The 15,581-nt window shown below is 40.5% G+C and carries 16 protein-coding genes and 1 other RNA gene; 10 read left to right on the top strand and 7 right to left on the bottom strand.

Annotated elements, in window-relative coordinates; all coding sequences use genetic code 11:
• Positions 1–68: 68 nt before the first annotated feature.
• Entirely contained in the window at positions 69–536 is a 468-nt protein-coding gene (locus tag EKM98_RS01940; protein ID WP_125980196.1) for a GAF domain-containing protein, read from the top strand.
• A gap of 215 nt (positions 537–751) precedes the next feature.
• Entirely contained in the window at positions 752–1,363 is a 612-nt protein-coding gene (gene rpsD, locus EKM98_RS01935; protein ID WP_125980195.1) for a 30S ribosomal protein S4, read from the top strand.
• A gap of 123 nt (positions 1,364–1,486) precedes the next feature.
• On the opposite strand, the gene EKM98_RS01930 is transcribed toward rpsD, so the two are convergent.
• The gene (locus EKM98_RS01930; RefSeq protein ID WP_225418508.1) at positions 1,487–2,104 is read right to left on the bottom strand and encodes a DUF1054 family protein; all 618 of its coding nucleotides are present in this window, start codon (positions 2,102–2,104) and stop codon (positions 1,487–1,489) included.
• Positions 2,105–2,317: 213 nt separating this feature from the next.
• On the opposite strand from EKM98_RS01930, the gene EKM98_RS01925 reads away from it, so the two are divergent.
• The gene (locus EKM98_RS01925; RefSeq protein WP_125980191.1) at positions 2,318–2,797 is read left to right on the top strand and encodes a YueI family protein; all 480 of its coding nucleotides are present in this window, start codon (positions 2,318–2,320) and stop codon (positions 2,795–2,797) included.
• 191 nt (positions 2,798–2,988) lie between these two features.
• On the opposite strand, the gene gshAB is transcribed toward EKM98_RS01925, so the two are convergent.
• Positions 2,989–5,262 carry a bifunctional glutamate--cysteine ligase GshA/glutathione synthetase GshB gene (gshAB, locus tag EKM98_RS01920; RefSeq protein WP_125980189.1) on the bottom strand — a complete coding sequence of 758 codons (2,274 nt, stop codon included), beginning with the start codon at positions 5,260–5,262 and terminating at the stop codon, positions 2,989–2,991.
• Between the two features lie 148 nt (positions 5,263–5,410).
• On the opposite strand from gshAB, the gene EKM98_RS01915 reads away from it, so the two are divergent.
• The 5 genes from EKM98_RS01915 (at position 5,411) to EKM98_RS01895 (ending at position 9,061) form a co-directional block, all read left to right on the top strand.
• Entirely contained in the window at positions 5,411–6,685 is a 1,275-nt protein-coding gene (locus EKM98_RS01915) for a replication-associated recombination protein A (RefSeq protein ID WP_125980187.1), read from the top strand.
• An 80-nt stretch (positions 6,686–6,765) separates the two neighbouring features.
• Positions 6,766–6,956, top strand: a non-coding RNA gene (gene ssrS, locus EKM98_RS01910) — 6S RNA.
• Between the two features lie 70 nt (positions 6,957–7,026).
• On the top strand, positions 7,027–7,305 hold the full coding sequence (locus tag EKM98_RS01905; protein ID WP_225418507.1) for a hypothetical protein: 279 nt from the start codon (positions 7,027–7,029) through the stop codon (positions 7,303–7,305).
• A gap of 75 nt (positions 7,306–7,380) precedes the next feature.
• Positions 7,381–7,878: a universal stress protein gene (locus EKM98_RS01900; RefSeq protein WP_100071340.1), complete on the top strand. Its 498-nt coding sequence runs from the start codon at positions 7,381–7,383 to the stop codon at positions 7,876–7,878.
• Positions 7,879–8,170: 292 nt separating this feature from the next.
• Positions 8,171–9,061 (top strand): PPK2 family polyphosphate kinase, encoded by an 891-nt coding sequence (locus tag EKM98_RS01895; RefSeq protein WP_125980185.1) that lies wholly within the window; start codon positions 8,171–8,173, stop codon positions 9,059–9,061.
• A gap of 94 nt (positions 9,062–9,155) precedes the next feature.
• Here the strand turns inward: EKM98_RS01895 and EKM98_RS01890 are convergent, their stop codons facing one another.
• The 3 genes from EKM98_RS01890 to EKM98_RS01880 form a co-directional block, all read right to left on the bottom strand.
• The gene (locus EKM98_RS01890; RefSeq protein WP_125980184.1) at positions 9,156–9,779 is read right to left on the bottom strand and encodes a DNA-3-methyladenine glycosylase I; all 624 of its coding nucleotides are present in this window, start codon (positions 9,777–9,779) and stop codon (positions 9,156–9,158) included.
• Between the two features lie 653 nt (positions 9,780–10,432).
• On the bottom strand, positions 10,433–11,089 hold the full coding sequence (locus tag EKM98_RS01885; RefSeq protein WP_125980182.1) for an HAD family hydrolase: 657 nt from the start codon (positions 11,087–11,089) through the stop codon (positions 10,433–10,435).
• Between the two features lie 15 nt (positions 11,090–11,104).
• Positions 11,105–12,118, bottom strand: coding sequence for a DUF2785 domain-containing protein (locus EKM98_RS01880; protein WP_225418506.1), 1,014 nt, complete (start codon positions 12,116–12,118; stop codon positions 11,105–11,107).
• A gap of 78 nt (positions 12,119–12,196) precedes the next feature.
• Between EKM98_RS01880 and EKM98_RS01875 the strand changes: the two genes are divergently transcribed.
• Positions 12,197–12,700 carry an aminoacyl-tRNA deacylase gene (locus EKM98_RS01875; protein WP_125980178.1) on the top strand — a complete coding sequence of 168 codons (504 nt, stop codon included), beginning with the start codon at positions 12,197–12,199 and terminating at the stop codon, positions 12,698–12,700.
• Positions 12,701–12,809: 109 nt separating this feature from the next.
• On the opposite strand, the gene EKM98_RS01870 is transcribed toward EKM98_RS01875, so the two are convergent.
• Both EKM98_RS01870 and proB read right to left on the bottom strand, forming a co-directional pair.
• Entirely contained in the window at positions 12,810–14,045 is a 1,236-nt protein-coding gene (locus EKM98_RS01870; RefSeq protein ID WP_125980176.1) for a glutamate-5-semialdehyde dehydrogenase, read from the bottom strand.
• The gene (gene proB / locus EKM98_RS01865; RefSeq protein ID WP_125980174.1) at positions 14,042–14,866 is read right to left on the bottom strand and encodes a glutamate 5-kinase; all 825 of its coding nucleotides are present in this window, start codon (positions 14,864–14,866) and stop codon (positions 14,042–14,044) included. The genes EKM98_RS01870 and proB overlap by 4 nt, the downstream gene beginning before the upstream one ends.
• Before the next feature lie 136 nt (positions 14,867–15,002).
• On the opposite strand from proB, the gene EKM98_RS01860 reads away from it, so the two are divergent.
• Positions 15,003–15,512 carry a YbhB/YbcL family Raf kinase inhibitor-like protein gene (locus EKM98_RS01860; protein ID WP_125980173.1) on the top strand — a complete coding sequence of 170 codons (510 nt, stop codon included), beginning with the start codon at positions 15,003–15,005 and terminating at the stop codon, positions 15,510–15,512.
• The last annotated feature ends 69 nt before the right edge of the window (positions 15,513–15,581 follow it).

Raw genomic sequence — 15,581 nt, 5'->3', positions numbered from 1 at the left:
TAGTGAAGAGGTTGCTTCACTACTATTGCAAAATTTTCGAACAGTTCCCCTACGAAAGGACAGATAAAATGTCAGAAAAACATCAAACAGCACTCATTGCTCAACAAGTTGACGCCCTCTTATATCACGAAACTCATAACGTTTCCAACTTGGCTAATGCCGCCGCGTTATTAAAGGATAGTTTACCAAATATCAGTTGGGCCGGCTTTTATTTATACGATCATGAACAAAATGATCTTTACTTAGGCCCCTTCGCCGGCAAAGTGGCCTGTATGCACATTGCTCTGGGCAAAGGTGTTTGCGGCACTGCCTTTTCAACACAACAAACACAAATTGTACCCGATGTTCATCAATTTGCGGGTCACATTGCCTGTGACTCTGCAACCAATTCCGAAATGGTTGTCCCTTTAATTAAAGACGGTCAACCAATTGGTGTGTTAGACCTTGATTCTTTAGAATTCGACCGCTTTAGTTCTAAAGAACAGAATGATTTAGAAGAATTTGCTCAGGCGTTGATGGAACATCTCACTATTTAAGCAATTGGCATTGACTTTAACTGAACAGCTAAGCTATACTGATCATTGTGTAAAATACGCAGCAGCAAGCGGTAAACACGTCAACAGTTTATTACTTTTCGTTCAATCAGTAACCTACGGCTGCAAATGGTGAAAATTGCAAAATAAACTGCACGTATACTGAGCTTGCACTTAGCTTATTTTACTCCAAAACTATTTATTGGAGGATTACATTTATGTCTCGTTATACAGGTCCAAAGTGGAAAAAATCACGTCGTTTGGGAATCTCCCTTTCTGGCACTGGTAAAGAATTATCTCGTCGGCCATATGCTCCTGGCGATCATGGTCCTAACAATCGTCGTAAGTTATCCGAATATGGTGTTCAATTACGTGAAAAGCAAAAATTACGGTTCATGTATGGTTTAAACGAACGCCAATTCTCAAACTTATTTGAGGCTGCTGGTAAGATTAAAGAAGGTAAACAAGGTGTTAACTTCATGATCTTACTTGAACGTCGTTTAGACAATATGGTATTCCGTTTAGGTTTAGCAACAACTCGTCCGCAAGCTCGTCAATTAGTAAACCACGGCCATATTTTGGTTGATGGCAAACGCGTTGATATTCCTTCATACCGAGTTGAAGTTGGCCAAGTTATCTCTGTTCGCGAAAAATCAAAGAACTTAGTTATTATCCAAGGTGCCATTGAAGCTGTTGTTGGTCGTCCTGCTTTTGTAAGCTTCGACGCTGACAAACTTGAAGGTTCATTAACACGTCTTCCAGAACGTGAAGAACTTGAACCAGATATCGATGAAACCCTTGTCGTTGAATACTACAACCAATTATTGTAATCTTCACGAGCAAAAAGCCTACCACATTGTGGTGGGCTTTTTTTATGGCCAAATTTAGCGAGTGTTTGAAAAAATCGCAACAAAAATAATTCTTAATCAAGGCCCATATCATTAAATTAATAATTACAAAACCATCAATAAATCTTGGTATAGCGGTACTAATTCCGAAACGGTCTGTTTAATCTCCGCTTCAACAGCCCCAGGGTGTTCAAAAATTGGATCACCCTTCAACCAAATCTTTCCTAGCAACCATTCACCTTTTTTTACGGTGGCAAAACGAGCTGTTTGTGCCTTTAAAGCAGCCTGGGTTAAATCAGTTGTTGGCTTTGCCATATGATTACCAGAAAGTCGCCAAGTTTTGTCTTCTTTCGCTAAGGCTAAAATTGCGCGACGTTGTTGCTTAATAACCATCACGTAGCGATCGTTATCTTGAATATTTTCCAATAAACAAAGCCAGACAAATAAACGGTCATTCCAAAAGCCAATTTCAATGTGGGGCAACATCTTATACCCTCGTTTATGTGGGCCCAGTGCAAACCAAGTATTTGGTGCCAGGTAGACGTGCCGCCGCAAATGCTTTGCCACTTGAACGTAGGTCACCATCTTCTGCTTGGCCAATTGATCAGCCAGTTCCTGGCCCAACACTTCAAATTTTGGATCAAGTTTATTTTTGATACCAGCCATTCGGCCAGCCACCGTTTGATCGTCAAAGACACTAAAATCACGTTGTTCAAATACCAAACTCATTTTCCTCCCCTAGCACCAAACTTCTCAGCTGCAAGCTTCCATGCTATACTCAATATACCAAAACGTGCTTGAAAAAGCAGATTCCTGCGGTTAGCTATGATCGCCAAATCATCTGTTTCACAGATAATTCGTCAATCTAGGCTAATCCTCAGAATCTGACCGCTTTTCCAAACACTCTCTAGTATACCAGAGAAAGGATGTTTAAAAATGGCTGCTAATCAATCAAATGGTGACGGCGTTGAAGATTTTCTTAAGGATCGAATGAGTGGCACTCCACAGACTAAACCAGACGAGCGCCGGCGTTATCTCGGCTCATTACGGGAGCGGGTTTACCTATTGGCAACAGTTGCTGAAATAAACGATGAACGAACGCTACCGGCCTTTAAAAAAATAGTCCCACAGTACGACACAAAACAAACAAAGTTATTACTAAATGGCAAGCTTGATCAGGGTCGCTTACAACCCTACCTGAGCTTTGCCGCAGCTAATAACCTGCCCTTTACCATGATCAGTGATGAGACTGCACAAACAAATGCTGATGCGGTCGGCTTACTATTGGTAGCACCACAAGCGGTAAACGTTACTGAGGTTGCCATTACTCAATACTACGAAAAGCCGAGCACCGAAACAAATGCTAAAAAACGTCCGTCATTGTTGGACAACCTATTTCACCGCAATGATGACTAAGCAAGGTTCTAAGGATTATGCAAATCAAATTACAAAAGGATTTTAAACAGTAAGCGGCTGGGACTTTTGTCCCAGCCGCTTACTGTTTCCGAACCTTACTTTAGAACGTGCACCAAAAATTAGGTTCACGTATCTAACTACAGCCAATCCAAAACCGACTTTTGTTCCACTTCCACCCTTTTTAAATGCTTTTAATGAAATGCCTTAGGAAATAAGGACTGCAGCAACTGTTGTGCCACTGGTTGTGCCTCTCCATAATAAGGAAAAAGATGTTCAATCAGGCTTGGTTGATTTGTGACACTTAAAACCATCCCTAATTCTGGGTGTTCATCTGTCACTGCTTTATACGGATTATCAATAAACAGATCAATCCCAGCAACGGTTAACTTCAATTCAGCGGCCACACGCTCTGCCAAATGACAATAACTGACATCAACATCCGTCGTCATATCAACCGAATCCCCTCCAGTTATAGGGTTAGCAGTATCACCTAAATAAACTAAATTACCACGAACTGGAATAGTCGTCAATTGCAGGCCCTGTTGAGTTAAATTGGCCGCTGTTGGACCATCTAATGGTATTTTTTCCAGCGGTTTAGTTTGATTTTCACCTCGTGTAAGGTTCTTCTTTTCAATTAATTGTTGAATAGTTAAACGACCATCCCCCACAACATTTGCCGGTGTTTGTTCAAGCACTGCTTTAACCTTGCCACTAATTACTAGGAAACGGTACTGCGATCCAACAACAAAAGACTCAACCATAATTGTTTGATCAAATTTAAAAGCCGTACTGACGGCCGCCGCGTAAGCAGCTCGCTTTGGTGGTAACTTAAAAACAGTCACGCCTGCCCCATTATGACCACAACGAGGTTTTACAACAATTCCACGTTTAGCGTAATCCGAAAAATCAGTTAACGCGGCCGCTTGTGTTTGATACTCAGCGCTCATTGGAACAGCGAATCCGGCCTCACCTAATAACTTTTTTAGAACCGTTTTATTTGCGCTAAGTTCCCCACTTAACTGATTACCTTTACTGGTTAAACTACCCTGTTTGACAATTTCAGACTGTTTTTGATAACTTAATCTGATTAAATTATCCTGGCGATCAAGTACTTCCACATGTAACCCAACTTGAATGGCAGCACGCAAAAGTGCCTGCGTTGATAAACTAAGGTCCTGATAACCCCTCAATTGATAAACCACTTGTGTTTGGTCGTTATAGGTTGTATTAGCCTGTTTGACGGCAAAGTGACTTAATGACTGTTGACTCACTTGTTGGCTTAATAGATAGGCCGGCGTTTTTTTGAAATCTATCACTCGTTCCGCCATCCGATTAACTGCAGTTTGCAGACGCTTCGGGGCAGCAAAATCTACGACAAACTTTTGCATTCCCTGGATAAATTCAGTCAACGGCACTTGCAATGCAGAAGCTCTGGTTGGATCTTCCAACGCAACTTGTTCATTTTGCTCGGCTGCTGTTTGCAAAATTGAGCTTACCTTTTGCTGGGCTATGCTTGGTAAAATTAACATATAAATAACGAAGGCCTGCATAAAGTCTAAATCGTCTTCGCTAATTCCATCTAAAGCAAAGGGATCTAATTCTAAATTACGCAATTCCAAATGAGTAACGCCTTCACTAGTTAATTTACTGAGCTCTCTACCCTGTAACAAGACAGGTACATTAAATTCACGGGAATTGGCCAACTTTTCCTGCTTAACACAGGTCGTAATATCTTGCACATACTGAGCCAAAGATGCAAAGGAAATTTGACTAGCAGTCTGATTAGCGTAACCATACCTCTGACTATTAGCCAAGCTACGCACTAATTTAGCCGGTTTGGCTTGCCCAGATTGATAGAAATTCATCTCCGCCAGTGGACTAGCACCAAATAAATAAGTCAGAATATACCGGTAATGTTGGTAATTTTGTGCCACTTTCAAGTACGCTGCATTATGAAATTCTAAATAAGAATCATACTTATCCTGATAGTGGTCTTCATATAACACCAATAATAGCCGTGTTGGTAGGCTAAAATTAAGCCGAATGGCCGCTATCATCTGCGATTTTAGACTGCGTTTAGAAACTGGTTGTTTATAGTGAGCACGTTCTTGTGTCGTTAACTTAATCGCCTGATCGTCGGGCAATTTAGGCGGCATTGACAGCGGCCATAAGCGTTCAGCAGTTGCTAAATTTTGGGTCAAAACATCGTCCAGTCCTTGTAATTGGTGATACATTTCGTGAATCGAAGAAAAACGATCAGTGACCACTTTAATCTGAGTCGTGGTAAAATTTGGTTTTAAATACGGCTGACCTTGGGACAAACTCAAACTGGCCGGATATTTTGTCGTCACCAATTCACCAGCCGTTGTAACACGTTGAACCTCTTTTTCAAGTCCAAATTGGCCTTCATAAAGAAATGGAAAACGCTGAAATTTCTGAATTTGTTTTCCAAAATGATTTAACATAGTTAAAAGACTCCTTATTCTTAAGTTAATTACCAATATTATACATGAATTTAACCATTATGCGGCAGTAATTACCGAATCCGGATTCGACAATGTTATAATGGTTCTTCGTGAAGTTCAATTATCAGGTGAAGGAGGAAAGATAATTATGCAACAGCCTTTAGCTTACCGAATGCGGCCTAAAACAATCGATGAAGTGGTTGGTCAACAACAACTCGTTGGCCCCGGTAAAATTATTCACCGTATGGTTGACGCAAAAATGCTCTCATCCATGATTTTATACGGTCCGCCTGGTACTGGTAAAACCAGTATTGCAAGTGCCATTGCTGGTTCAACTCATTACGCTTTTCGAATGTTAAATGCAGCAACTGATAGTAAAAAAGATTTACAAATTGTTGCTGAAGAAGCAAAAATGAGTGGCACAGTTATTTTACTATTAGATGAAATTCACCGTTTAGATAAAACCAAACAAGACTTTCTCTTACCCCACTTGGAAAACGGCCGAATTATTTTAATTGGTGCAACAACGGAAAATCCCTACATTTCAATTAATCCTGCTATTCGAAGCCGCACTCAAATCTTTGAAGTCAAGCCATTGGCGCCAAGTGATATCAAGATAGCAATTAATCGAGCATTAACCGATTCAACTAATGGACTTGGTGAATATCCAGTAAAGCTATCCGAAAAGGCACTTAATTTATTAGGCGAAGCAACAAACGGTGACTTGCGCAGCGCCTTAAATGGTCTCGAGTTAGCGGTGAAATCAACACCTAAGGATCAACAAGGTGAAATTAATTTAACACTTCCAATCATTGAGGAATGTATTCAAAAGAAAGCTTTAGCCAATGACAAAAACGGTGACGCACATTACGATGTTATTTCGGCTTTACAAAAATCCATTCGTGGTAGTGACGTTAATGCTGCGCTTCACTACATGGGCCGTTTAATTGAGGCTGGTGATTTACCAAGTATCATGCGCCGCCTGCTAGTCATTGCTTACGAAGATGTTGGTCTGGGTAATCCTCAGGCCTGCGCGCGAACCGTTAATGCCATTACTGCTGCAGAAAAGTTGGGTTTACCTGAAGCAAGAATCCCACTTGCCGACGCGGTCATTGATCTTTGCTTATCACCAAAATCCAACTCTGGTATTAACGCAATCGATTCTGCATTAACGGATATTCGTGATGGTAAGGCCGGCGAAATTCCTGATCACCTCAAAGACGCACATTACCAAGGTGCCGCCAAACTAAACCACGGTGTTGATTATAAATTTCCCCATGATTACCCTAACGATTGGGTCAAGCAGCAATATTTACCAAACCGTTTAAAACACGCCCAATATTATCAACCTAAGGCTAATGGAAAATATGAAACTGCCCTTAAGCAACAATATGAACGTTTAGAAAAAGCACAAAAAAATTAGCGCTTCCATTGTTAGCCTAATCATGCTTAACGTAAGTCAAAAATTTGCACTGAACTTCCGGCTATGCTACTATAAATGTAGATTTTCTGAGGTGTTCGATTATTCCTATTATGGTGTTGACCGATCAAGTAATTAAATTTGGGATCGGCTTTCAATCTTTAGATCAAGCATGCCTTTTCACGAGGAAGCTAGTATCTTTAGGTAGCTGAGCCCACCTGCCTTTTCGCGGGTTCAATCCGAAGGGATTAACAACGGCACTACCAGATTATCTACAGAGTAGTGATACTTTGTGAGGGTTCGCTTTCGAGCGGCCCTCTTTTTTTACATAAGGAGGATTCAGCATGCTTATTAGATTGGCTATGGCACTTTTCGCCCTTGTATTATTGGTACTTGCTTACTATTTACATCGTCATCTGACCCGAACTTTTTTAATGCACGACCTAACCCAGGACAAGCAGTTGCATGATTTCGTTAAACGTTACCGCAATTATTTTGGAATTGTCGGTGGCTTAACCTTAATTAGCCTATTAATTCCTAATGTAACGCTTTGGGTCGTATTATTAATCCTTGGGTGTCTCCTGGCCGCGATTTTTGCACTTTCTTTAGCAAATCATTTGTAAAATTAGCCGCTTTCATTTACATTAGACCAGCAAATAACGTACAATAGAATTAGAAAATGAATTGGGGTGATTATCATGTTACAACAATACAAACATATTTTAGTTGCCATTGATGGTTCTTATGAAGCTGAACTTGCCTTCCGTAAGGCCGTTGAAGTAGCTAAGCGTAATGACGCTGAACTTTATCTCGTCCATGTCGTTGATACTCGAGCTTTCCAAAATGTTTCCAGTTTTGATTCAGCTATGGTTGAACAAGTAACTGAAACGGCAAAAAAGACAATGGAACAGTACATTACAACCGCAAAGGAAAATGGCTTAGATAACGTTAATTACAGTATTGAGTACGGTGCACCAAAAGTAATTGTCGCAAAGGAAGTCCCTAAGGAACATGATATTGATTTAATTATGATTGGCGCAACAGGTTTAAATGCCGTCGAACGTTTACTCATCGGCTCGGTTACTGAATACGTTACTCGAGCAGCGGTCTGTGACGTTCTTGTCGTTCGTACTGACCTCGATAATAAGCCAGCGTTAAATCAAGCAGGCAAAAAATCTAGTATTCAGGCAAAATAACAATAACTTACAAAAAAGCGTGATCAATAAGGTATTTAAGTATGCTAAATCTGAATCCAGAAGTTCATCTGGTCATTAGATTTTACTTAGCTTACCTTTAAATCAGGCTTTTTTTGTCTCTAATTAAATGCCCCACTAAGACTTCTAGATAATAGATGCAACAAATTAGGCCAACTTTTCCAAAACTAATTTAAGCTAGCCCGTATTTGAAAGTTGGCCATTCCTGGCTTACTGGTGACTATTGTTTCCTTATTTCATTAGTGCTAGGGTAAATTTATAAGGAAGTGGCATAATGACGGAGAAAACAAGTGAACAATTATATCGTTATACTGGCAAAAAAATGATCAATTTAACTGCAATCAAAACGGCTGTCCCAATCCCAAACAGCGAAAAAGAAATTAAAGCGTCGATTCAAGAGAACATTAAACAACTAAACCAATTAGAAGATCAATTATACGCACAAAACCGTTATGGCGTCGTCATTATCTTTCAAGCATTAGATGCCGCTGGCAAGGATAGTATGATTCGCCACGTGCTTAGCGGAGTGAATCCCCAAGGCTGCACGGTGGTTAATTTTAAACAACCTTCCAGCAAAGAGTTGGCCCACGACTTCTTATGGCGAATCCATCAAGTCTTACCTGAACGGGGCCACATTGGCGTTTTTAATCGTTCTTACTATGAGGACGTCTTGGCCCCACAAGTCCATCCCAAACTTTTATTAAAAGAAAATTTGCCAAAGATTAATCATCTGACCGATATCCAACCAGAATTTTTTACAACCCGTTACGCTGATTTAAACCAATTTGAAACTTACCTAAATCATTGTGGCTACCAGGTTTTAAAATTCTTCTTACATATTTCTAAAGACGAGCAGAAAAAGCGGTTTGAGCGGCGGATTGAGATTCCGGAAAAGACCTGGAAATTTTCGACTTCGGATATTCATGAGCGTGCTTACTGGGATACTTATCAGCGTGTCTATGGCGATGTTATTACCGCAACAGCTAGTCGGCAAAATCCCTGGTACATTATTCCGGCAGATAATAAATGGCAGTCCCGTAAAATCGTTTCAAACATTATTAATACTCGGTTAAGTGCCCTTCCACTAGCTTATCCCAAAACAAGTGCGACCCAAAAACAGGCACTTACTAAAGTCCTAAATGAGCTAGAACAAAATAAAATTTAACTAAAGTTAGTCAAATTATTTTGCTGGCACGAGCGTATTCAAATAGTTAATGGCGATCCGTTTTGGAACTTCCTTATGCGGCGGTTTAAAATCCCTAATCAATCATTCTTTGCTTCTCGGCAACTAATAACTTTTTCACTGCTACCTTTTGTTGTGCGGCCACTTCTTGATACCGGCTACAGGTTGTTAAATGCCCATTAATAACGCCACAAGTGACCAGCAGGGCATAACAATTAGTTGGTCCCATAAATCGAAAACCCAATTGACGCAACTCAGTAGCTAGTTTAACGGATTGATTAGTAAAGGCCGGAATAGCCCGCTGATCATTAAATTGCGGGTCACTGTTACCCTCTGCCCAAATAATATTTGTTAAATAAATCTGCTGCTTCTGCAATTGCACCAATAAACGCGCATTTTCAATAATGGCCAGCACTTTTTGCCGATTACGAATCAAGGTTGCATCGGTTAATAATTCCGTAACTTTTTGTTCACCAAATAACGCAACTTGATCGCTTGCAAACGCTTTGAAGGCCTGATTTAGAGCTTGCTCCTTACGCAACAATAAACGCTGATTTAGGCCCGATTGAAACACTTGAAGTGCCAAACGTTTAAAAATTTCATCATCCTGAATAATTGGTGTTCCCCAAACCACATCATGGTAATAACGGGTATTCTGATCCTGCTCGGCCCAGGGACATCGTTGTCGTTTTATAATCATCTTGGTAACCTCCTCTACAGTATAAAACTACGTAAAGGAGGTTTATTTACGCGCTAAAATCTTCCCTAATAATGCTAAAAAATTTGCAAAATAAAAAAGGCGGACAAAAGTCCTAACCTCTTACTATTTCCGGATATTACTCTAAAAGGTACGTCAAAAGTTTAGGTTCATGTGCCTAACGGAAGTGTTTGAAAAAGCGATTAGATTCTACTTCACAATTGGGAATTATTACTAACTTCCCTGATGATGTCGATTGGACTAAGATCACCGATAAGTTGCACAGCAGTAAAGCCGTGGTTCTTACTCAATTGTACTAACTAAAACAATTAAATTAATCAATAAGGGCTCAACCACTGCCAAGGTTTCATTTCGGCGCTGGCGTATCAGCCGTGTCGAAGGTACTTGATGACCGAATTTTGGTCATTTAGTACCTTGCGTGATTGACAAGATCCATTTTCTTTTCCGAACGGGTTTAATCGGAAAGAAAATTAGCTTGTCGACGCGCCACGCGTTCCATACGCCAGCGCCGGAATGGAACCTAACCAAATCCGACCACGTGTAACTCAGTGGCCAAGCGGCATAAGCATTATTTTTATAGCAATATAATTTAAATATGAATGTTACGATGTACTAGATTAATAACCAAAAAGCAATTAAGCCTGTAATTGTTTTTTGGCAAGATCAACAACCTGGGCTAATTTTGAAATTCGAACATCAGCCTGGCTTTGATCAATCGCTATCATCTGACTGAGTGGCCGCAACGCTGCAACTTTAATCTTAGCGGCCTTAGCAGCCTGAATACCAATCGCAGAATCCTCCACCGCCAATGCTTCACTGGCGGCAATCTTTAATTGCTTCAAAGTTGCCTTATAAATTGCCGGATCTGGTTTACTGTGTTCAAAGCTCTCCCCACTAACAACCAACGCAAACAGCGACTGTAATTCTGTTGCGTCTAAAACACCGTTAATGGAATTAAAATCACCAGCAGAAGCCACGGCGCAAGTTAAGCCTAATTGATTCAAGGCCACTAAAGTTTTCTTGGCCTGTGGGTTAACTCGTTTAACGTAATCCATTGGGTGTTGCTGCTTAAAGCGCGTATAGTCGGCTTGTAATTTTGTGTAAATCTCCGGCGACTTACCAGGTACTAGCCGTGGCCATTCATGCCGTAAATTTCGGCCGTACATCGCTTTAATTTGACTCTTTTCAACGACCAGGCCAATTTCCTTAAAGTAGGCCATTTTTTGTTCAAAATAATACGGCTCACTATCAATCAGAACGCCATCTAAATCAAAGATTACCGCCTTAAGCATCGGTACTTTTCCCCCTTAATAAAAATCGGCCAACCGCAAGATATACTGCTGTAACTTGTCAGGTAAATCGCCACGAATTAAAAGTGCCTCTAGCAATCGATTACGATTATACCAACGATTCCAAAATACTTCGTCTGCCTTTGGTTGCTGGGCCATCAATTGTTGCTGCCATTTATGTAACAGTAAAGTTAAATAATCGGCATAAATTTTGTGCTTATTAACTAAATTTGCAATGACCGCGGCCAACCGGTAATCTTCACCAAACACCAATGGCTTATTAAGGTATTTATACCGTTCTACTAATGCCGTCAAGTAAAATATTTTGTCCGCCCGACTCAACTTAGTGCTAGCCGTCAGTTCATCTAAAACATTGCCAATATGACTATAAGCATGGACCCAACCTTTATTGCCAGCGTAACCACGACAATCAGTCTCTAAAACAATATAAGTTGCGATGGCCAGTGAAATATCCTCCAACTGCGCCGTTTCAATAAAATGATAATGCGTTCGATCAGCATAAAGTACTAACGATAAAAGCATGACACTAAAAGAGCGTAAAAAAACGCCATTACCTTGAGATTCCAAGATATGTCCGTAAAGCATCTTTGGGTCCAATAATCGGTCTAAAACATGTTTTAATTGCTCCGTTGTCAAAATTTTCATTTCAATTAAATCATGAAATAAAAAGTAAACACCCCGGTCACGAACCGTTGGATTAGTTGAACCCAAATGTGCCAACATAAACTCTAAATCCGCATCTGTTACTGTCTGTTTTTTCTTATTCTTAATCTCATCACTTAAAGTTAATAGTTTTGTTGTTGCCTTAGCATCGTCCTCTGGTAGGACAACTGGTGTTCGTTTTTCGTGAGGTAATTGATTAATAATTTGATCGATTTTTTCAGGTAAATGTTGGTAAAGTTCCCCCGTTCTTAATTGCTCGCGTAGTTTTACCAACGCTTGTTTAGTATTCGTAACTGCCTGACTTGTCATAACAACACTCCGTTCATAAACATGATTCCATTCTAACATGAAATCACATGCTCACTCGCATCTCCAACTAAAAAATGCTATATTGAAACGGACAACTGCTAAGAAGAGGCGACCATAATGAGTAAGAAACATTCTAAATTAGCTAAAACGTTGGTTGAAAAAATATTGGATCAGGCCAAAATTCCGTACACCCAATATGAATTGGTAACCCAACAAGAAGGCGATGTTCGGCAGTTAAAGCTCGACGAACTAGCGTTAAACGAACATATGATTTATAAAACCTTGGCCTTAACCGGCAAAACATCTGGCCCAATTATCGGTGTCATTCCTTTAGATGAACGAATCAGCTATAAAAAATTAGCCAAAATCACTGGTAATCGAAAGGTTGGCATGGTCCCCTTAAAGGATCTAGTTGCGACTACGGGCTACGAGCACGGGGCCAACACGCCGATTGGCATCCACCAAACGCACCATTACCCCATTATTTTTTCAAATAGTGCCCAGAACCAAACAGAAATTTTGGTCTCTTCGGGTAAAATTGGTCGATCAATCAAAGTTGCGCCAAGGGAACTGGTTACTTTTTTGGGTGCTAAGTTTGCTGACATCACCGAAGATGATTAAAAATAAAAATAGTTCGCTGAGTCAAATTTTTTAAAGGTAGATTAATTCATTTACCTTTAAACGATTATTTCTCAGCGAGCTATTTCTTTACCCACGCCTTCGCTACAAATTATTCGCGAATTTGTCCTGTTCCTAAAACCACGTACTTAGTTGTCGTCAGTTCCCGTAACCCCATTGGCCCACGGGCGTGTAACTTTTGCGTGCTAATCCCAATCTCCGCCCCAAAACCAAACTCAAAACCATCAGTAAAACGCGTGGACGCATTAACGTAAACCACGGCGGCATCAATTTGTTGCGTAAACTGAACACTATGCTGATAATTATTTGTAATAATAGCCTCTGAATGCTGCGTGTTGTAATGATTAATGTGGCTAATCGCACTTGCCAGATCTGGCACTACTTTTATTGCTAGAATATAATCGTTATATTCCATTCCCCAATCAGCCTCTGTTGCTGGAGTAATCAGCGGTAAAATCTTTTGTGCGGTAGAATCACCACGTAGTTCAACTTGATAAGGTTGCAGTGCTTTCGCAATCGCAGGCAAAAACGACTTTGCTACTTTTTCATTAATAATCAATTTTTCCATTGCATTACAAACTGACGGCCGCTGGGTCTTAGCATTTACGATAATCCCCACGGCCATGGCAAGGTCCGCCGACTCATCAACGTAAATATGACAGTTACCAGCGCCGGTTTCAATAACTGGAACCGTTGCCGTTTGAACGACCATTTTAATAAAAGGACCACTACCTCGCGGAATTAATACATCTAAGTAATCGTTTAACTGCATCAACGCGCGGGCCGTCTCATGGCTCGTATCACTAACTAATTGAATTGCTGCTTCTGGTAAGCCCTGCGCCTTTAAAACGTTTTGTAAAATCTTAGTTAATGCCTGATTAGACCGAATTGCTTCCTTACCACCACGTAAAATAACCGCATTACCTGATTTAAAACAAAGCGCCGCAGCATCAACTGTCACATTGGGCCGTGCTTCATAAATCATCCCAATAACACCTAAGGGTACGCGCTGCTTACTAATCACTAACCCCGCTTCATTTGTAAATCCACCATCAATGTTACCAATTGAATCCGGTAAGTTAGCAACTTGGCGTAATCCGGTGGCCATTGCCTGAATTCGGTCTTCGTCTAATTTTAAACGATCAAGCATTGGTTGTTTCACTTTAGCGGTGGCCATATCCTGAGTGTTGGCACGCAGTAGCTGCGTTTGATTTACCAATAAGGCATCCGCCATGGCATTTAAGGCCTGGTCTTTGCGAGATGTGGCTAATTGGCCAAGTGTAAAAGCTGCTCGTTTAGCCGCTACTCCCATTTCATTTAAATTCATTGCGCCTGCTCCTTTATGTTTGTCTGCCGAAATAGTGTTCCAACAGGTTCCCCGGCCAATATCTGGTAAATAATTTGCGGATCCTTACCGTTGGCCAGTACCATTTGTTGGTGGTGGGCTAAAACTCGTTCCGCGGCTTTTAATTTAGTGACCATCCCGCCAGTTCCAAATTGACTTCCGTGACCACCAGCGGCCCGCAAAATTGCCGGACTAATTTGCTCAATCTCAGGTAATAATTTAGCCGCAGGATTGCTATTAGGATTGGCATCATAGAAACCATCAATATCTGACAATACAATTAAAAGATCAGCGGCAACCATATTTGTCACAATTGCCGAAAGTTGATCATTGTCACTAAATTTTGTTTTATGATCCAATTCTTCCAATGAAACAACATCGTTCTCATTAACAATTGGTATAACATTAAATTTTAATAAACGTTCAAATGTATTCAGTGCGTTGGCGTGACTCTGCGGATAGGTAATCACATCCCGAGTTAACAACATTTGTGCCACTGCCTTATCGTAATTAGCAAATGCCCGATCGTAAACTGCCATCAATTCACTTTGGCCAATTGCGGCAATCGCCTGCTGATCGGGAATAGCCGTGGGGCGTTTAGATAGGCCCAGCTTGCCCATTCCAACACCAATTGCACCTGAAGAAACCAGAATGATTTCTTTACCCTGATTTTTTAGGTCACTTAAAACCATGGCCAAACGACTAATTGTGCGTAACCTTAATTGACTATTCGCGTAAATTAAACTGCTCGTTCCAACCTTCACAACAATGCGTTGTGCGTTCAATGACCGTAATTGTTTCATGACACCCGCTCCAACTATTTTAAATTTAATGCTATTCTAACATACCTCTCATCTTAGCTGTACATTTACTTACGCAGCAAAGCAGTTATTTTGGCAAAATTGGCTTATACTAAAGTTAATTGAGGAGGTTTTGCTGATGAAAATTACGGTTCCAACCGAAAATGGTTATTTAGCCGATCGCTACAGTAAACACGCAACTGAAAAAGAATATTACAATAAGAATCCTTTTATTTCCTTTCCAGTTCAAGTTACCGACTTGCCAACTGGTACAAAAACTTGGGCACTTACGTTACTAGACTTTGATGCTGTGTCTGTCAGTGGTTTTCCTTGGATTCACTGGATAGCGGCTAACATTCCAGCAACTGAACTTCAATTGACTGAAAATGCTAGTCGAGAACAAACTGATAATTTTATTCAAGGTAAGAATAGTCTGGCCTCACCCTTTATTGGTGAAAAAGATCCACTTTCTAGTGAACATTATATCGGCCCAACACCACCAGATAAGGATCATGATTACCAACTAACGGTCTACGCATTAGACCAGCAGTTAGAACTTAAATCAGGTTACTGGCTTAACAATTTTCTACACCAAAGTAAAGCGCACACCTTGGCAACGGAACAATTAGTCCTTAAGGGACGTGTTTAAATACATTAGGAAAGAGCTACCAAAAGGCTTTATGAACACTAGCTTAAAGTAAATTAAAAGTAGAGGCCG

The organism is Loigolactobacillus iwatensis, from assembly GCF_003950295.1.
Taxonomy (GTDB): Bacteria; Bacillota; Bacilli; order Lactobacillales; family Lactobacillaceae; genus Loigolactobacillus; species Loigolactobacillus iwatensis.
This window is presented reverse-complemented; position numbering and strand designations above follow the sequence as displayed.